Here is a 19,546-nt window from a genome sequence, read left to right on the forward strand (position 1 = left end):
GCACCTTTTTTGTTTTTCAGGATTGAAACTTAATGTTTCTCTGCTTCAATATCTTCGGTATCTTTTCGTCTTTTAATCAGGGAAATTCCTGCCAAAAAGAATATGAATCCAATTATGGTTAGGGCCCAGGGATGCAGCATTAAAGCAATACTGCCAAATATTCCCAGAATACCCATAACCAGTGCGATTGCACCGCCAACAGTCATAATGATTCCTAAGATTTTAATCATAACATAGTGTTTTGGTTAGAGTATAAAGTTACTCAAAGATTTTAGACAGGGGGTATCATTAACATTTCTTAAGGATTGACTCTTAAAGGTTTCGGGTCGCTTTAACTTTTCTGAAAAGCAAGAAATTCCTTTAATCGAAATTAATCCCAATAGATCATAAAGTATTTAATCTTCGCATCATCCGGTATTTGAGAGGCCCGAATTCTGGAGTCGGTGTCATAACGCAAATTGGAGGGAAGCTCCTTTTTGTCTATAGTGATATAGGCATTAATCTCATCGAGGAATACTACTGCGGCATTTAGCGTGTTTTCTATTCTGGAGATGTTGTAATTCTCTACAATATCTTTAAAGGTGCTTTCTATATTAAGGCCCGCTTTGGTTTCATAACGGGGGTCCAATATCCTTATATACCCAATAGTGCTTGTAGAATCAAATTCCTGTAGGGGTTCTAAAATAAGAAGTGGCTTGCCCCCCTTTTCAAAAATCTTGATCTCATCGGTAGAACGCAATTGTTGTTCCCCGCTGGTTTGAGTAATGATGGAATCCTGAGGGAATATGGAGTCTAATTTATTTATTCTAAGGTCTTTTTTAATTGACCCCACCTGCGTGGCGGTGATCAGGAAAGGATTGTCTTCATCTTTTTGACAGGAAATAATACTTATCGCTAAAATTAAGATTAATAAGAATTTACTTTTCATATGGGTTTATTGATTTTTATTTTAATAATTTATTCAGAATTCCCATTGCTCCCCTAATAAAGGAGGCGCTGGTCAATACTTTGATTATTGCTCCCTCGGTTTTATTTTTGTTTCGGGTGCCCCGGTCACTTCCCGAGGCTTCTTTTTGCCGTTTTAAGTCTTCTTCTTTTGCTTTTTCCTTTGCCTTGTCTGCCTCAGCTTCTTCTATTTTTTTATTCAGAAGTTCGTAGGCGCTTTCCCGGTCTATCTCTTCATTATATTTTTTCCTTAAAGCCGAAGAAAATATCTTTTCTTCCAATTCTGAATCACTGAGTACATCCATTCTGCTCATTGGGGCTCTAAGCATAGTTGCAGCGAGGGGGGAAGGTCTTCCTTTTTCATCCAGTGCCGAAACCAAAGCTTCCCCAATTCCTAACGAGGTTAATTCGGTTTTGGTATCGTAAAAATCCGAAAGAGGATAATTCTCGGCGGTTAATTTTATCGCTTTTCTGTCTTTGGCAGTGAAAGCTCTAAGCGCATGCTGGATTTTTAACCCTAGCTGTCCTAAAACTTCTGAAGGCACATCGGTGGGGTTCTGAGTGACAAAATAAAGACCAACTCCTTTTGAGCGAATCAACTTTACGATACTTTCTATCTGATCTAAAAGTGCATCTGAAGCATTTTTAAAGATAAGATGAGCCTCGTCTATAAACAGCACAAGTTTAGGTTTATCGCTGTCTCCTTCTTCAGGAAAAGTGGTGTAAATTTCGGCAAGCAGGCTAAGCATAAAAGTTGAAAATAGCGCAGGTTTATCCTGAATATCGGTTAAACGCATTACGTTTACATAGCCGTGGCCATTGCTGTCTTTTCTGCAAAGATCCTGCACCTCAAAGGAGCGTTCTCCAAAGAAACGTTCTGCGCCTTGTTGTTCCAGTGCCACTATCTTTCTAAGAATAGCTCCGGTGGAAGCAGTGGAAATGCGGCCATATTCTTTTTCAAATTCCTCTCTCCCACCATCTGTAGCATACTGGATTATTTTTTTCAGGTCTTTTAAATCTAAAAGTGGAAGATGGTGATCATCACAATATTTAAATATTATCGCGAGAATCCCTGCCTGGGTAGGGGTGACATCCAGAATCCTGGAAAGCAAGACCGGCCCGAATTCACTTACAGTAGCTCTAAGTCTAACCCCATCCTGTTCAGAAATAGTCAGAAATTCAACAGGAGAACTGCTGGCCTCAAACGGGAAACCTAACTTTTTATGTCTTTCTTCCAAAAAGTCTCCCCCAGCCGATTTTTCAGCTATTCCGCTCAGGTCGCCTTTAACATCCATCAATAGTACGGGAACTCCTTTTTCTGAGAGGTTTTCGGCAAGGATTTGCAGGGTTTTGGACTTTCCTGTCCCTGTGGCTCCGGCGATCAGGCCGTGGCGGTTCATAGTTTTAAGAGGAATTTTAACCGCGGCATCGGCATAGGTCTCCCCTTTGAACATAGCCGCGCCCAGGTGGATGAAATCCCCCTTGGGACTATAGCCTTCCTGAATATGCTGAATAAAGTCTTCTGATTTTCCCAAGATGGAGTTTTTATAAATGTATAAAAATGTTCTGGAAATCTTACTGCACCCCTGGTCTTTCCAGCTTAAAGCTGCCTTTTTCCGCATCCATGCTAGCGGTAATTCCGTTAGGGATGGTTACATTATCATCAATATGCCCAATCATAGCTCCTGAAAAAGCCGGGATATTAAGGGGTTTAATATAATGGTCAATAACCTCTTCTAAGGTAAGCGAACCATAGCCGCTTCCGCCGGGTTTACAACTACTGCATTTTCCGAAGATAAATCCGCTTATTTTATCAAGCACACCTCCAAGATAGAGTTGGGTCATCATCCTGTCTACGGCATAAATCTGTTCGCCCACATCTTCCAGGTAAAGAATCTTTCCTTCCCAGTTTTGAGGGAAATAATCCGATCCCATAATCCCGGTCATTACCGAAAGATTGCCGCCTAGCAATTGCCCGGTTGCCTGTCCCGGGCTAATAGTCCTTATCCTGTTTTTGGTTTGTGTGAGCTGATCACCTTTGTCCTCCGGATTTTCATAAAGAACAGCCTCCTTTTCAAAAAGTAATTTTTTGAGGTGATCGCTGCTGAAAGAATTCCATACAGATACTGCCACCGGACCGTGGTATGTTACCAATCCGGTTTTTTGAAAAATCGCCAGGTGAAGGGCGGTGATGTCACTATAACCTATAAAAATTTTCGGATTTTCGGCAATAGCTTCATAATCCAGTTTGTCAAGAATTCTGGCCGCTCCCGAACCGCCTCTTAGGGCAATGATCGCATTTACTTCAGGATCGCGAAACATCTCATTAAGTTCTTCGGCGCGTTCTTCGTCGCTTCCGGCGAGATGTCCATAACGCTTTTTAACGTGGTTCCCGAATTTTACATTTAGTCCCAGAGCTTCAAAAGATTCTTTGGCGATCTCAAAGGGTTCCGTTTCAAAAATCGCACTGGCAGGGCTAACTATTCCAATGGTTTGTCCGGGCTCCAAAGCTTTCGGAATCACTATTTCAGAGGACTTACTTCTGGAAAAATCCAGTTTGTCTGAAAAAGAACTCAGCGGGAAAGCCAGGCTTCCCAGTCCTATATTTTGTACAAAGGTTCTTCTTTTCATTTTTTATAATTTATATCCCAATTCGGGAATTAGGCACAGAATTATAATCGTGTTTCAGTATGCTACCAGGTTCGCGTACGGCAGCATGCCGGTTTGATTCCTTAAAATTTCTATAAACCGAAATTAGCTATTTTTATTTACTTCCCTTTTATTTTTTAATAATTGTCCCTAATCTGCAGCAGGATCTGTTCCATGCCATCTTTAAGCTCTGAAGTAGGAACGGTGTAATTACTGTTCATAAAACTAAAGATGAGTAATTTGCCTTTCTTAGTGAGTAGATACCCACTAAGGCTATGATTGTGGCGTAAAGTGCCGGTTTTTGCAAATACATAAGGTTTTTCTGCCTTATAGAAATTTTTAAGTGTTCCCGATTGTCCTCCTGTGGCTAACAGTGAAAGCAATCTTTCCCGAGACATTTCTTCTTTTATCTTCAGAAGTAAACTTATCATGGTGCGCGGGGTAAATAGATTATAACGCGATAATCCCGAACCATCCACCCAATGCGGCTCGTCGGGAAGATCTTTTAAATGGGTTTCCTTCATATGTTTAATGGCGATATCGCTTTTTAGCGTATCGCTTAATTCCTGTGCTGCCATTAGCAAAATTTGTTCGGCGATGAAATTATCGCTCACTTCCATCATCCTTTTGTATATACTATCTGCAGGAATACTATAAAGTTTTTCTGAAAACTCTATTTCAGAAGAATTTTTTATAGAAACCGGTTTTTTAAGGGTATCACTTAAAAGAGCCGCAGCCATTTTTGTTGAATAATGGAAGGGAACATGCTGGCTGAAATTATTTTCTCTTTTTGAATTCTGAAAGAAAAATGCATTCCTGCCACTTTCTCTTTTAACTCTGGGCCTTTCCGATGTGGTGCTAACAATTGAATCTGAAAATATTGCAGGAATAATCTCTGGTTTTTCTACGCCTGATTTAAAACTGAACTTCACCAGATTTCCATAAATAGGAAAAGGAGTCCTTTCCGCGGAATAATATGCATTGAAATCATCCCAGGCCCAGCCAGGTCCCTGATGCTTTTCGGTGTATGCCGGGGGAACCATAACCAGGGTTTCCTCACGCTCCTTTAAAAACGTGATGACCCCGGAATCGGGAAGGTTGGGGTTTAGTAGCGACGGGTCGCCTGTGCCGGTAAAGAAAAGGCTGTCGTTTTTGATAGTGTATTTAAGAGCGGGGAGAGAATCGCCTAAGACCTTTAAACCTGTATAAAGACTGAATAATTTTGTGTTTGAAGCCGGAGTAAAATACTTAGCTCCGTTATGATCGTAGAGAATTGCCTTCTCTTCAGGATCATAAACCATCAGCCCGGCAAAACCTTGTTTAAAAGCAGGCAATTCCTTGAAACTCTTGTCAATATTTTTAGTAGTTCTTTTTGACACCGAACAGGAACTAAGAAATATTATTAAACCGAAAAGTGATAATAGGCGAATATTCATCTTTTGAGAATTTTGGTGTTTTTTACTGAATTGTGATTGGATGGAACTTTATATAAAATTTATTTGTTTAAATATATCTTTCGTAAAAATCTAATTAAACTTTATTTTTTAGTTAAGATTAAGTTATAGAGTAGCTGCAATTTATATATATTTAAGGATTATTAGCAAAACTATAACACTTAGAGGAATGAGAAACAAACTTACAATTTTGGCTTTATTGGCCATTTTTCAGATTTCCAGTATGATTGCCCAGGAGCGTACCGTATCTGGTACTGTGACTGTTGCCAGTGACGGGATGCCGTTACCGGGAGTGAATGTACTGGTAAAAGGAACCAACCAGGGGACAATAACCGATATGGACGGAGAATATGCCATTGAGGTTGCTTCTGATGCTGTTCTGGTATTTTCATCGCTTGGTTTTGAGCGCCAGGAAATACCTGTAAACAATCAAACCACGATTAATGTTGAAATGGTGGAAGATTTGGAAGGACTTGATGAGGTAGTAGTGACAGCTCTTGGGATATCCAGGGAAAAAAAATCCCTGGGGTACGCTACCCAGGAAGTCGATGGTGAGGATATGAATTTAACCAATGAACAAAATGTTCTGGGGTCCCTTGCCGGTAGAGTTGCCGGGGTTCAGGTTACCGGTTCTTCGGGAGCCAGTATGGGAGGAACCCAGAAGATAAAAATACGTGGAGTAAACTCAATTAGTGGGGGAGACCAGCCTTTAATTGTTGTCGATGGTACTCCAATTTCCAATGCTAACTTTTCGGGAAGTGCCGGGGCAGATTTTGGAAACCTGGGACAGGATGTTAACCCAAGTGATATTGAATCTGTAAATGTTCTTAAGGGACCAGCAGCTTCTGCTCTTTACGGAATCCGTGGTCAATACGGGGTAATTATGATTACTACCAAAAAAGGTCAACGGGGAGTGAAGGATGTGCAGGTACAGGTTAATTCTTCTTTTTCCATAGAAAAAGCAGGGAATTTTTTGCCTAAACAAAATATGTATGGTGCGGGATCAAGTCAGTCTTTCTCAACGCTGCCTAATGGCGATCCTTATGTAGCTATAAGCGTTGATGAAAGCTGGGGGCCAAAAATGGATGGCACCCCGGTAAGGCAGGTCTTTAGTTTTTATCCACAGGATCCTACTTACGGGCAATTAACACCATTTGTTCCACACCCTGATAATATTGAAAATTATTATGAAACTGGCTATAACCTGAATAATGGTGTAACGGTTTCTGGCGGAAATGAGAATACCACCTTTCGATTAAGTCTTAATGACACACGTATAGAAGGAGTGGAGCCTAACACTTATTTGAATAGGAATAACCTTGGATTAAGCGCTGCACTCGATCTTTCTGAGGAGCTCACCCTTTCAACTAACATTAACTACGCAAGGAATGATGCCAGAAGACCGGGGCAGGGTTCTGAATACGGGGTAGCTTACTTCAACCAGTGGTTTCAGAGAAATCTCGATATGAACCGTTTAAAAGACTATAAATATGACGACGGAACATTTCTTCATTGGAACCTGCGTAATCCCAGTTCTTCAACCGGAGAAATAACTAATTTCAGCCCGTTGTACTGGAACAATCCTTATTTTGATGCCTATGAAAATACCTCGGAAGATACCCGGGACAGGTTCTTTGGGGATGTTTCCCTGAAGTATCAAATTACGCCGGAAATCGATATCACCGGTGCGATCCGATCAGATATGTATACTCAGAATATTGAAGGTAGGACTGCCTTTGGCGGTAAGAGTTTACCTGGATACTCTGTAGGGAAGTATCAAAATAAGGAATTCAACTATGAATTGATCGCACAGTATAACAAGAAATTCGAAGATTTTTCTGTAAACGGAACTATTGGAGGAAATATTTATAACCGCAATTATACTTATTTATCTCAAGCCACTGTTGGTGGGTTATCTGCACCAGGATTTTATAATATTGATGCGTCTATAGATAGACCATCTACCACTTCTTACAAGCTTGAAAAACAAATTAGAAGTGCTTTTGGAATGATTTCCTTAGGTTATCTTGATACCTATTTTGTAGATGCCTCTATCAGAAACGATAATTCTTCGGCCTTACCAGAAGACAACAACTCCTATTGGTATCCGTCTATCTCTGGGAGTATGATTTTTAGTGAACTCATAGAATCTGACTTTCTTACTTTTGGAAAGTTAAGAGCCAGTTATGCTCAGGCCGGATCAGACCTTAGTCCATATCAAACCACCCCGGCTTACGGCGTTGGTACTGTTTATGGAAATGTAAATACTTTATATGTGCCCGATAATTTGAATAACCCTAATATTGAACCTTCTTTTGCTCACTCCTATGAAGCTGGGGTTGATCTTAGATTTTTTAATAATCGGTTAGGTTTGGATTTGACCTATTATCAACAAAAAAATAAAAATCAGATCATTAATCTTGACGTATCAGGAGCAAGTGGTTATAGTTCAAGTACTATTAATGCGGGGCTTATACAGAACCAGGGTATAGAACTTACTTTAACAGGACAGCCGATTAAAACAGACGATTTTCTGTGGGATGCAGTATTTAATATCAACAGAAACCGAAGTGAAGTGGTAGAGTTAGCTCCGGGAATTGATGTGTATACCTATGGATCGACTACCTATTCAAGTGTTTCGAGTTACCTGAATTCTTACGAAGGGGAAGCTTTTGGTAGCCTTATAGGTCAAGCTTACCAGAGAGATGAGGCTACCGGAGAAATTCTGCTGGATCAAAATAATATGCCTTTATATACCGATGCAACCCATAATTTTGGTTCGGTGTTGCCAGATTTTACCGGAGGTTTCCAGAATGCCTTCCGTTATAAGAATTTCAGTCTCGCAGCTATGATCGATTTTCAGGGCGGCGGACAATTCTTTAGCCGCTCCAAAATGCTGGGGGTTAGAACTGGCCAGGATCCACTTACGGTAGCAATTAATGATCGGGGAATGAATGTAAGAGATCCCCTTGAAGATGGAGGTGGAGTAAAAGTTACTGGTATTTCTGCTGAAACTGGTCAACCTGTAGAAGCCTATGTAGATGCCAGGTCTTATTACCGAAATGTTGTAGGAAGAAGGATCTATGAGGAATGGCTATATGATGCTTCCTATATTAAGTTAAGAGAGCTTAGATTAGGATATACTTTTGGAGAAAACCTTATGAATAGTCTTCCTTTTGATACGGTTAATTTGGCGCTTATAGCACGAAATCCCGCAATGATTTGGCAGGAAGCTCCAGATGGTATAGATCCTTCTGCAATTTCTACTGGTAGTCAGTCAATTAGTTGGTACGAATCAGGGCAGTTGGCAACAGTAAGATCTTACGGGATTAATCTAAACATCACATTTTAAAAATTATAGCGATGAAAAAAACATATATAATAATATTCTTGTCGACCTTGATTCTGGGAAGTTGTAGTGATTTTGATGAAGATATCAATATAAATCCGAACCTGCCTAACCAGGCCTCCGGAACCCAATTGATTGCTAACGCCCAACTTTATTTGCCTGGGCTTGCTTCTTCTCCCAAAGGAGAATTTATGGCCCAGTATCTGGCAGAAACTCAATACGTAGGTACCTCGTTATATCCTCAGGAAAGCACAAGTTTTTACGGATATTACCAGGGGCCACTGGCTAATCTTCAAACAGTTTTGGACTCAGACGATCTAAGCGGTTCTGATGGACCCGTGGCAAACCAGATAGCCGTTGCGAAGATTCTTAGAGCATATTTTTACTGGAATTTAACAGATCGTTGGGGAGATATACCTTATTCTGATGCCTTGATGGGATCTGAAAATTTCACTCCTGAATACGATACTCAGGAATTCATCTATAATGATTTATTTAATGAATTGAAAGAAGCCAACGCTATGATGGTTTCCGGAAGTATTAATAATGATATTGTGTATGGAGGAGATATGTCAAAATGGAAAAAACTTGGTAATACCATTAGGTTATTTATGGCTCTTAGGCTTTCGGAAGTTGATGAAGGTACTGCCCAGGATGAGTTTAATGCTGCCTTAGAAGATGGGGTCTTTACTTCGAATGATGATAATCTTGTCTTCCAACATTTGGCTGATGCTAACAACCAGAATTACTGGTATAGTCAGGTGGTAGCCAGTAACCGTGAATGGTGGGCCCTAACCGAAAATCTTGTTGAAGAAATGAAACCCGTTGATGATCCACGTCTTGAGGTTTATGGTAACCCTGCGAGAGCAACAGGAGAATATGTTGGGCTTGAGTTTGGTGAAGAAGAAAACATAGGAACTGAAGAGTATTCACTTCTTGGATCCCAAATTTTTGCCCAGGATGCACCCGTTTACCTGGTTACTTATGCCCAGGTTTTATTTGCAAAAGCCGAAGCTGCTGCCCGCAACTGGACCACCGAAGGGGATGCAGCTACTTACTACGAGGAAGCTGTAGAGGCTTCCATTGAACAATGGACCGGAAGCTCAGATGGTGTAGATGAATTTCTTAGTCAACCTGAAATCGCTTTTGATCCGGAAAATGCCATTGAGAAAATTTCTAACCAGCGTTGGGTTCATTTATATATGTTTGGTTATGAAGCCTGGTCAGAATGGAGAAGAACCGGTTTTCCTAATGATTTGGTAGAACCAAATGGTGCTGCAGTACCAACCCGTTTAAGCTACCCAGATAATGAAGCTTTTAATAATGAGGCTAATTATAATGAGGCAGTACAACGCCAGTTTGGTGGAGAAGATAGCATCTATGGTAAAGTATGGTGGGACGAATAGAATTAAAATTTTGATTAAATTAGAAGGGCTGCTTTGTGCAGCCCTTTTTAATACAGGAAATATGAAGAGAATTATTTTAATCGCTATGCTTGCTTTTCTTGCTTCCTGCGGAACAAATAAAGAAGCAGCCTATTTAATTGTAGACAGACCCATAAATTTTGATGCGGAGCGTAGGGAACTCAGCCTGGATTATATGAGGGAGCGTTATAACCTGCATAGCAAAGACCCTAAGATAAACCCTAAAATGATCGTTTTACATTGGACGGCCATACCCACCCTGGAGGCTTCTTTCAATGCTTTTGATCCCGTGAAATTACCCGGGGCCAGGGCCGATATTAAAAAGGCGGGTGATTTGAATGTTTCTGCCCATTTTCTAGTGCATCGCAATGGAGAAATTTACCGTCTTATGCCTGAAAGACTTATGGCCAGACACGTCATCGGGCTTAATCATGTTGCAATTGGTGTGGAAAATGTTGGTGGTACAGAGGATCCACCTTTAACTAAGGCTCAAATCGATGCCAATATTTGGTTGGTGGAGTACCTGGCATCTAAATATGATATTGATTATCTAATAGGTCATTATGAATATACCAACTTCGAGAATCATCCACTATGGAAAGAAAAAGATCAGGCATATCGCACTCAAAAAACCGATCCCGGAGAAGATTTTATGACTGCTGTAAGAAATGCTACTAAAAAGTTTAATTTTAAACCCGTTCCCAGGTTTAAAACTTCAGAAAAATGAAAAAGCTTTATACTCTATCAATCTTCCTTCTTCTTATCAGCTTCGGCTTGTCGGCTCAGGACACTCAATTTTATAATGAGCTTTATGAAAAATATTCCAGGTATAAAGAAGAAAGCATCAACCAAAGAAGATTTACTCACGATACTGTTGTAAAACTGATCAAAAAACAGGAAGACAATCCTGATTTTAAGATTAAAAAAGTTGGGGAATCTATAGAAGGTAGAAGTTTGAATCTTTTGAGTATTGGATCTGGCGAGACCGATGTACTGTTATGGTCGCAGATGCATGGAGATGAATCTACCGCTACCATGGCGCTTTTTGATATTTTTAATTTCCTCAATTCTCAGGATTTTAAAGCAGAAAAAGAAGAGCTATTAAACAACGTGACTTTGCATTTTCTGCCCATGCTTAACCCAGATGGCGCTGAGAAATTTCAAAGGCGAAATGCATTAGGGATAGACGTGAACCGGGATGCATTGCGATTACAATCTCCAGAAAGTAAAACCTTGAAAAAAGTAAGAGATAGCCTTGATGCCAATTTCGGGTTTAATCTTCACGACCAGAGTAGGTATTATAATGCTGAAGGCACTGAAAAACCTGCAACAATCTCATTTTTAGCGCCGGCTTATGATTATGAGAAATCCATTAATGAGGTTCGGGGGGACGCTATGAAACTCATTGTTCTTATGAATAATGTGATCCAGAATTATGCACCTGGGCAGGTGGGCAGATATAATGACGATTTTGAACCCCGTGCTTTTGGAGATAATATTCAGAAATGGGGCACCAGCACTATTTTAATTGAAAGTGGGGGATACCCTGATGATCCTGAAAAACAGGAAATAAGAAAATTGAATTTTGTTGCCATCCTCGCAGCGGTTTTTGCAATTACAGATGAAGATTATAAAACGGTGGATATAGCAGAATATGAAGAAATCCCGCAGAATGATTCTAAACTCTACGATTTGAAATTAACCGGGATTACTTACGAGTTACTGGGCAATGAATACATCCTGGACCTGGGGATAAATCACAGTGAAGTACCGGAAGATACAACCCGGCAATACTCCTATCGTGCTTATGTGGCAGACCGTGGTGATTTATCTACCAATTATGCCTACAACAGTAAAAACTTTTCAGGTTATAAGTTGATTTCCGGAAAGGTGTATCCCGAAATTTTACGTGATTTGGATGCGGTCGGGAAACTGAATTTTAAAAAACTACTGGAAATGGCTTATGCCTATATCCCGGTTGAGAATTTACCCGAAAAGGAGAAATTCACCGATTATCCGGTGAACCTTGTTTCTCCCGGCTTTGAGGTTTCAGATGATATCTCACATTCTTTTTTTCTCGAAAAAGATGGGAAGATTGAATATGCGGTTATAAACGGATTTTTGGTTAAAATAGGAGAAACACCTTCCGTAGAAAATGCTTTGATCCTGCGTCAATAATCATCATTTAATAATCACAGCCTAAAGCTGGGATGAAAAAAAGGATATTCCGTATCTTTGCGCGCTATGATTACAGAAGAGACAAGAACGCTGGTTGATGAGGGGATTATGCTTCCGTTAATGGAAGAATTTTATACCATACAGGGAGAAGGCTTCCATAAAGGAACCGCCGCATATTTTATAAGAATAGGTGGCTGCGATGTTGGATGCCACTGGTGCGACGTAAAAGAGAGTTGGGATGCAGGCCTGCATCCGCCTACTCATATTGGAAAAATTATCGAAAATGCCACAGCCCATAGTGATACTGTTGTGGTGACAGGGGGTGAACCCCTTACCTGGGACATGACCCAGCTTACTCAGGGTTTAAAAAATAAAGGGAGTAAAATTCATATTGAAACTTCAGGCGCATATAAGTTAACCGGGCAGTGGGATTGGATCTGTCTTTCACCAAAAAAGAAAAAACTTCCAACCGAGGAGATTTATCCTTTGGCCAATGAACTTAAGATGATCATTTTTAATAAGCACGATTTTAAGTTTGCTGAAGAACAGGCTGCGAAGGTTAGTGAAGATTGCATTCTCTATCTTCAGCCGGAATGGAGCAAAAGAGATAAAATGATGCCGTTAATCGTGGATTATGTAATGAAGAATCCAAAGTGGAAAGTGTCCCTCCAAACTCATAAATATCTTAATATCCCATAAAAAAACGCCCGGTAAGGGCGTTTTTTAATTCATCATTATTATAGCTTAGTTTATATTTTTAAAAGGTACTTTAACATATTTATCGTCCCAACCAATTAAAAGATTAGTGCCGCTGCCATCGCTGGCACGCTCAAATGTCATAGATAGGTTTTCTATATTCGTAGAAGACTCTCTTACCGGCACCGTAATTCTTACTTTATCCTCCTCGTCGGTATATTCGTAAGCGCCCCAGGTATGGGTTTTCTGATTTAAAATTATAGTCCAATTCTTTTCCTCGGGAATAGAATAGAGGGTATAGGTTCCAGCTTCTACTACAGCATCTCCCACCTTCATGTCTTTATAAAGGGTGAGCTCGGTGGCTTCATTTGCTCCGGTTCTCCAAACTTGTCCGTAGGGCACTAATTTGCCAAAGACAACCCGATTGCGTTTCCTGGGCCTGCTGTAAAGTACCCGCGCGATAACATCGTTATTATTGTCCCGGTAGATGGTTAGGTCCATTGGGCTGGCGTCCATCTTCGGGAAATTGGGGGAGGTGGTATCCCTCTCTTGTGCTTTTAGCTGCGGAATTCCTAATAAACAAACAATTCCTAAAGCTGCAATAAAAATTTTTTTCATAGTGTTGCTAATTGATTTTTCCTTTAAATATAAGAGATATTGTGAAAATTACAGAAGGGATCTGTAAAAAACATCAATAATTAATAGGCAGAGACTCCTGTTCAGTTTACATAACTAAACTTTTTGAGATAAATTTTAGTTGTAAAGCTTTTAAACTTATGCGAATAATATAGTTTTTGTTTTCATGTAATAGCAAAAAACGATTTTTTGTTTTTAAAATGAAACCCTCGGCGCATATTTGTATTGAAATATTAAAGCAATTATTATGTGTGGAATTTTAGCAGTAATCGGAGAGCGATTAAGTAAAGAGAAAGTGAGTGGGATTTCCAAAAGAATGTCTCACCGCGGACCAGATGAAAGTGGACTGCAAATTACAGAGGAAGGCTACTTATTAAGTCATGAAAGACTTTCGATTGTGGATTTGCAAACCGGGCAACAGCCAATTCAGGGAACTAATAAAGCCTGGATGATCCACAATGGTGAAATTTATAACCATGCTGAACTGCGCGAAAATGAGCTAAAGGACCATCAATTCAGAACAACAGGTGATTCTGAAGTAATTGTGCATATGTATGAAGAATTCGGGTATGATTTTGTGGATAAACTCGATGGTGTTTTTGCTTTCGTTGTTGTAGATGGTAAAGATTTTATCGCTGCCCGTGATCCCATTGGAGTTAAGCCCTTGTACTATGGAACCGATGAAGATGGAGCGATCTGGTTTTCCAGCGAAATGAAGGCACTTGCAGACCAATGTACGAGTTTCGCAGCTTTTCCTCCAGGACATTATTATACCCCGAAAACAGGTTTTGTAGAATATTATAAGCCCGATTGGTATGATTATACCAAAGCAGATAAAAAATTGGACCTTAAAAAGCTTAGAGAAAGCCTTATTGCGGCAACAAAAAAACGTCTTATGGCCGATGTGCCTCTTGGGGTGTTGTTGAGTGGAGGCCTGGATTCTTCGCTAACTTCTTCTATAGCGGCAAGATTGATGAAAGACAGTGGGCAGAAATTACATTCTTTCTCAATTGGTTTAGATGAAAGTGCCCCAGACTTGGTTGCTGCCAGGAAGGTAGCTGAATTTCTGGGAACTGAGCATCACGAAATCTATTTCACTATAGAAGAGGGAATTGAAATTCTGAAAAAACTGGTATGGCATCTCGAGACCTATGATGTAACATCTATTAGGGCGAGTACCCCAATGTATTTTCTGTCTAAGGCCATAAAAGAGAAAGGGGTTAAAGTAGTACTGTCTGGGGAAGGAGCCGATGAGATCTTTGGAGGATATCTTTATTTTAAGAATGCGCCTTCTCCCGATGAATTCCAGAAGGAAACCATACGAAGGGTTCAAAGATTAGCTACTGCTGATTGTTTGAGGGCGGATAAATCAACAATGGCTCACGGCCTTGAGGCCAGGGTGCCATTTTTAGATAAAGCCTTTCTGAAAATTGCAATGGAAACCCAGGCAAAGTATAAAATGCCGGTCACCTATGATGGAGTAGAGAAGTACATCGTGAGAAAAGCTTTCGATACTCCTGAAGAGCCCTTCTTGCCAGAGGAAGTTCTTTGGAGGCAAAAAGAGCAGTTTAGTGATGGAGTTGGTTACAGTTGGATAGATGAGCTCATTGAATATGCTTCGGCTCGTGTAAGTGATAAGGAGATGGCTAAGGCGGCTGAAAAATATCCGCATAATACGCCGGCCACAAAAGAAGCTTATTTCTATCGTGAAATTTTTGCTTCTCATTATCCGCAGGAAAGTGCAGCGAAAACAGTTAAAAGATGGGTCCCAAAATGGCAGGAAGATCTTGATCCCAGTGGTAGGGCTAACACCTCCCACGTGGCTTCTACCGCTAAAAAGGAACTGGAAGAGTTAGCTAAAGCTTCATAAAATAAACATGTGGTTTGTTAAGCCCGTAGTTCAGGTTCAAGTTAACCTGTTCTTCGGGCTTTTTTTTGCACAAATTGTTAATAACTTAAAGGCTTAAAATCAGGCTTTGACTAGCAAAAAATAGGGGTTTTGTTATATTTGTTCGTTATATAAAACAGACGAATTTAATTAACAGAATATATGAGCGAAGAACCCAAGAAACAATATTCGGCTGATAGTATCCAGGCGCTTGAGGGAATGGAGCATGTGCGCATGCGGCCTTCAATGTATATTGGAGATACAGGGGTAAGAGGATTACATCATTTGGTATACGAGGTGGTAGATAACTCCATAGATGAAGCTATGGCTGGGCACTGCGATACCATTAAGGTGACAATTAACGAAGACGGTTCGGTGAGAACTGAAGATAATGGCCGTGGTATCCCTATCGACCTGCATAAAAAAGAAGGTGTTTCTGCTCTTCAGGTGGTGATGACCAAAATTGGAGCCGGTGGAAAATTCGACAAGGATTCTTATAAAGTTTCTGGGGGATTGCACGGGGTTGGAGTGAGTTGTGTGAACGCATTATCCTCTCATCTTAAAGCTACTGTCTACCGCGACGGGCAGATCTGGGAACAGGAATATGAATTGGGAAAACCATTGTATCCGGTTAAGCCAGTTGGAGAAACCGAGCTGGCAGGAACAGTTGTGACCTTTAAACCTGATCCCACTATTTTTCAGCAAACTGTAGATTTTAGTTATGAAACCCTTGCCAGTCGCATGCGCGAACTGGCTTTTCTGAATAAGGGGATTACCATAATCCTAACCGATAAGCGAGAAAAGGATGATAAGGGTGAGTTTTTAAATGAGACTTTTCATTCTGAAGAAGGGCTTAAGGAATTTATCAAATTTTTAGATGGAAACCGGGAGCCAATTATTTCTGAAGTAATCTCTATGGAAGGTGAAAAGAATGAAATTCCTGTTGAGGTGGCAATGGTTTATAACACCTCTTTCAACGAAAATTTGCATTCTTACGTAAATAATATTAATACTCACGAAGGGGGGACGCACCTGTCGGGATTCAGGCGGGGTTTAACTACTACGCTTAAAAAATATGCCGATGCTTCGGGAATGCTGGATAAGCTAAAATTTGAGATTACGGGAGATGATTTCCGTGAAGGATTAACGGCGATTATTTCAGTAAAAGTAGCAGAACCTCAGTTTGAAGGACAAACTAAAACAAAACTTGGTAACAGGGAGGTGACTTCAGCCGTTTCTCAGGCTGTTTCTGAGATGCTGGAAAACTACCTTGAAGAAAACCCGAACGATGCCAAAACCATAATTCAAAAGGTAATTCTCGCGGCCCAGGCGAGAAATGCGGCTAAGAAAGCCCGTGATATGGTGCAGCGTAAAACCGCGATGAGTATAGGTGGTTTGCCCGGGAAATTATCAGATTGCTCAGAGCAGGATCCCACGCAGAGTGAAGTTTTCCTTGTTGAGGGAGATTCGGCGGGTGGAACTGCCAAACAAGGTAGGGATCGAAGATTCCAGGCTATACTTCCGTTAAGAGGTAAGATCCTTAATGTTGAAAAAGCGATGACACATCGCGTTTTTGACAACGAAGAGATTAAAAATATCTATACGGCCCTTGGGGTGACCATTGGTACCGAAGAGGATAGTAAAGCGCTGAATACCGATAAATTAAGATATCATAAAATTGTGATTATGTGTGATGCCGATGTGGATGGTAGTCACATTGAAACTCTTATTCTTACCTTCTTCTTCAGATATATGAAAGAACTTATTGAAGGGGGTAATATTTACATCGCCACTCCGCCTTTATACCTTGTGAAAAAAGGAAATAAAAAGCGCTATGCATGGAGTGAAGAAGAGCGTGATGAAATTGCCGAAAGCTATAGCGGTGGAGTTCAAATTCAGCGATATAAAGGTCTGGGGGAGATGAACGCCGAACAGCTTTGGGACACTACTATGGATCCTGAAAGACGTAAGTTGCGCCAGGTGAATATAGACAATAGTAGTGAGGCAGATAGAATTTTCTCTATGCTAATGGGAGATGAGGTTCCGCCAAGACGGGAGTTTATCGAAAAGAACGCGAAATATGCAAATATTGATGCATAATCTATAGAAGTTTAAAAGGAAAAACCTGTGCCCGGCACAGGTTTTTTTCTTTGAGAATCCTTTTTGATTCTTCATTTATTTCTCGTCCCCATAAATTTCGGGAAAAGTATTTTTCCTATTTTTACTCTATTAACTAAACCTCAATCCTGTGAAAATTATAACCAGAACAATTTGTACCCTACTTTTATTCATTTCGTCGAATCTTATAACAGCTCAAAATGATGTAGATGCCGTAGTAGGGGATTTACTTCATATAGCCGATGAATTTGCAAGTCCGGCAGCAGCCGGGGCAGCTTATCAGGCCAGTGCGGGATGGTTCACCTCTGCGCAAAGCCTTGCTCCCTGGAAGTTTGAAGTTTCTGTTCATGGGAATGGTCTTATTGTACCTTCAAGTAAAAAGAGCAGTACTATTTCTAATAATGAATTAAGTTTACTTAATATTAAAGGTGCGTCTAGCGCTAAAGTTCCAACTGCCTTTGGAGAGACTACCGATATCTATTACGAAGGAAGCGTAATGGGGAATTATTTTGAGTTTCAGGCCCTGGAAGGGGTTGATAAGGGGCTTATTCCACACCCCTTTGTCCAGGTGACCATGGGCTTGCCTTTTGAATCTGAATTCACCGTTCGAGCTCTGCCCGAAATGACTGTTGATGATGTGAATTTTAGTACTTACGGGGCAGGGATAAAACATAATTTTAGTCAGTATTTTAGGTTTAATGAGCCTGAGGATCTCCAGGTTTCTGCTCTCATTACCTATAGTAAGTTTGAAGTGAAATATGCTTTCGATCCTGTTATTATTCCGCAGGTAGCCGTTCTTGATCTAATTGATGTTAACGGTGATCTCTGGCTTTTTGAGGCTTTGGCTTCAAAACGCTACGAAAATTTTGAAATCTTCGGGGCCCTTGGTGCAACAAATTCCAACTTCGCCTACGCTATGGATGGGAGTGGGCCATTTTTAGGAAATATTAATACAGCCCTTGAAACCCTGGGGGAGAATGAGCTTCAATTTAAAGGAGATATAGGTTTTAATTTATATTTCAATAAATTTAAAGTAAGTACCATGGTAACGGCAGGGAACTTTTTTAATATGAATCTGGGGCTGCACTTTAGGATATAAAGCCTTGGTTTTAACCCCATTCTTATTAGTAAAGATTCACCTTATTTCGTATTTTCGTGGGAAACTAATATTAATCGATATATAATATAAAATATGAAAGTTACAATAGTTGGAGCTGGTGCCGTAGGTGCCAGTTGTGCAGAATATGTTGCCATTAAGGATTTTGCTTCTGAAGTGGTTCTGCTGGATATTAAAGAAGGCTATGCAGAGGGAAAAGCAATGGATCTTATGCAAACTGCAACCCTCAATGGTTTTGACACTAAAATTACCGGAACTACCGGTGATTATGCCAAAACCGCTAACAGCGATGTTGCCGTTATCACCAGCGGTATTCCACGTAAACCCGGAATGACCAGAGAAGAATTGATAGGGATTAATGCAGGAATTGTAAAAGAGGTGGCTTCAAATCTTATTAAGCATTCCCCCGATGTTACTCTTATAGTGGTTAGTAATCCAATGGATACCATGACGTACCTGGTACATAAGAGCACAAACCTTCCAAAAAATAAGATTATTGGAATGGGAGGAGCTTTAGATAGCGCCCGTTTCAAATTCCGATTGAGCGAAGCTTTAGAATGCCCGCCATCTGATGTGGATGGAATGGTGATTGGAGGCCATAGTGACACCGGAATGGTACCGCTTACCCGACTGGCTACAAGGAATTCCGTTCCGGTAACCGCATTTTTGTCTGAAGATCGTTTGAATCAGGTTTCTGAAGATACTAAGGTTGGTGGAGCTACGCTAACCAAACTTCTGGGAACCTCTGCCTGGTATGCTCCGGGTGCTGCTGTATCTGCGCTTGTTCAGGCTATTGCCTGTGACCAGAAGAAAATGTTCCCTTGTTCGGCAATGCTGGAAGGAGAATATGGCCTAAACGACATTTGCATAGGCGTGCCGGCTATTTTGGGAAAAGAAGGACTTGAAAAAATCGTGGAACTTGAACTTAGCGATGCTGAAAGCTCTAAAATGAAAGAAAGCGCAGAAGGTGTGAAAAAGACTAATGCGTTATTAGAGGTATAAGTCCATAAAAGTTTAAATGTTTTCTTAAAAAAGGCCGCAGTTTCTGGGGCCTTTTTTATGTTCAAAAGTTAAATTATTCCAAAAAAAAAT

The 19,546-nt window shown here is 40.5% G+C and carries 15 protein-coding genes; 9 read left to right on the forward strand and 6 right to left on the reverse strand.

What is annotated here, in order from left to right; genetic code table 11:
• Positions 1-29: 29 nt before the first annotated feature.
• The 5 genes from BUW93_RS02720 to dacB form a co-directional block, all read right to left on the reverse strand.
• Entirely contained in the window at positions 30-230 is a 201-nt protein-coding gene (locus tag BUW93_RS02720) for a hypothetical protein (protein ID WP_081208955.1), read from the reverse strand.
• A gap of 140 nt (positions 231-370) precedes the next feature.
• The gene (locus BUW93_RS02725; RefSeq protein WP_081208957.1) at positions 371-928 is read right to left on the reverse strand and encodes a hypothetical protein; all 558 of its coding nucleotides are present in this window, start codon (positions 926-928) and stop codon (positions 371-373) included.
• A 16-nt stretch (positions 929-944) separates the two neighbouring features.
• Positions 945-2,480 (reverse strand): helicase HerA-like domain-containing protein, encoded by a 1,536-nt coding sequence (locus tag BUW93_RS02730; RefSeq protein ID WP_081208958.1) that lies wholly within the window; start codon positions 2,478-2,480, stop codon positions 945-947.
• Between the two features lie 40 nt (positions 2,481-2,520).
• Positions 2,521-3,576, reverse strand: coding sequence for a S66 peptidase family protein (locus tag BUW93_RS02735; RefSeq protein ID WP_081208959.1), 1,056 nt, complete (start codon positions 3,574-3,576; stop codon positions 2,521-2,523).
• 155 nt (positions 3,577-3,731) lie between these two features.
• Positions 3,732-5,030 carry a D-alanyl-D-alanine carboxypeptidase/D-alanyl-D-alanine endopeptidase gene (gene dacB, locus BUW93_RS02740; protein ID WP_081208961.1) on the reverse strand — a complete coding sequence of 433 codons (1,299 nt, stop codon included), beginning with the start codon at positions 5,028-5,030 and terminating at the stop codon, positions 3,732-3,734.
• 187 nt (positions 5,031-5,217) lie between these two features.
• Here dacB and BUW93_RS02745 point away from each other — a divergent pair, with 187 nt between their 5' ends.
• The 5 genes from BUW93_RS02745 to BUW93_RS02765 all read left to right on the forward strand — a co-directional run bounded on the left by BUW93_RS02745 (position 5,218) and on the right by BUW93_RS02765 (position 12,698).
• Positions 5,218-8,400: a SusC/RagA family TonB-linked outer membrane protein gene (locus BUW93_RS02745; protein WP_081208962.1), complete on the forward strand. Its 3,183-nt coding sequence runs from the start codon at positions 5,218-5,220 to the stop codon at positions 8,398-8,400.
• 11 nt (positions 8,401-8,411) lie between these two features.
• Positions 8,412-9,803: a SusD/RagB family nutrient-binding outer membrane lipoprotein gene (locus BUW93_RS02750; protein ID WP_081208964.1), complete on the forward strand. Its 1,392-nt coding sequence runs from the start codon at positions 8,412-8,414 to the stop codon at positions 9,801-9,803.
• Positions 9,804-9,864: 61 nt separating this feature from the next.
• Positions 9,865-10,548, forward strand: a complete 684-nt coding sequence (locus BUW93_RS02755; protein WP_081209495.1) for an N-acetylmuramoyl-L-alanine amidase — start codon at positions 9,865-9,867, stop codon at positions 10,546-10,548.
• Positions 10,545-11,999 (forward strand): M14 family metallopeptidase, encoded by a 1,455-nt coding sequence (locus BUW93_RS02760; protein WP_081208965.1) that lies wholly within the window; start codon positions 10,545-10,547, stop codon positions 11,997-11,999. Before BUW93_RS02755 ends, BUW93_RS02760 begins: the two co-directional genes overlap by 4 nt.
• Before the next feature lie 66 nt (positions 12,000-12,065).
• Positions 12,066-12,698, forward strand: coding sequence for a 7-carboxy-7-deazaguanine synthase QueE (locus BUW93_RS02765; protein WP_081208966.1), 633 nt, complete (start codon positions 12,066-12,068; stop codon positions 12,696-12,698).
• Positions 12,699-12,743: 45 nt separating this feature from the next.
• On the opposite strand, the gene BUW93_RS02770 is transcribed toward BUW93_RS02765, so the two are convergent.
• Complete coding sequence (locus tag BUW93_RS02770; RefSeq protein ID WP_081208968.1) at positions 12,744-13,313, reverse strand: DUF2911 domain-containing protein; 570 nt, start codon at positions 13,311-13,313, stop codon at positions 12,744-12,746.
• 265 nt (positions 13,314-13,578) lie between these two features.
• Between BUW93_RS02770 and asnB the strand changes: the two genes are divergently transcribed.
• The 4 genes from asnB (at position 13,579) to BUW93_RS02790 (ending at position 19,456) form a co-directional block, all read left to right on the forward strand.
• Entirely contained in the window at positions 13,579-15,201 is a 1,623-nt protein-coding gene (asnB, locus tag BUW93_RS02775; RefSeq protein WP_081208969.1) for an asparagine synthase B, read from the forward strand.
• A gap of 180 nt (positions 15,202-15,381) precedes the next feature.
• The gene (gyrB, locus tag BUW93_RS02780; protein WP_081208970.1) at positions 15,382-17,319 is read left to right on the forward strand and encodes a DNA topoisomerase (ATP-hydrolyzing) subunit B; all 1,938 of its coding nucleotides are present in this window, start codon (positions 15,382-15,384) and stop codon (positions 17,317-17,319) included.
• A gap of 148 nt (positions 17,320-17,467) precedes the next feature.
• Complete coding sequence (locus BUW93_RS02785) at positions 17,468-18,436, forward strand: DUF6588 family protein (protein WP_081208971.1); 969 nt, start codon at positions 17,468-17,470, stop codon at positions 18,434-18,436.
• Positions 18,437-18,529: 93 nt separating this feature from the next.
• A complete protein-coding gene (locus BUW93_RS02790; RefSeq protein WP_081208972.1) occupies positions 18,530-19,456 on the forward strand; it encodes a malate dehydrogenase in 927 nt (308 codons plus the stop codon).
• Positions 19,457-19,546 lie beyond the last annotated feature (90 nt).

The sequence above is a fragment of the Salegentibacter sediminis genome (assembly GCF_002078605.1).
GTDB lineage: Bacteria > Bacteroidota > Bacteroidia > Flavobacteriales > Flavobacteriaceae > Salegentibacter > Salegentibacter sediminis.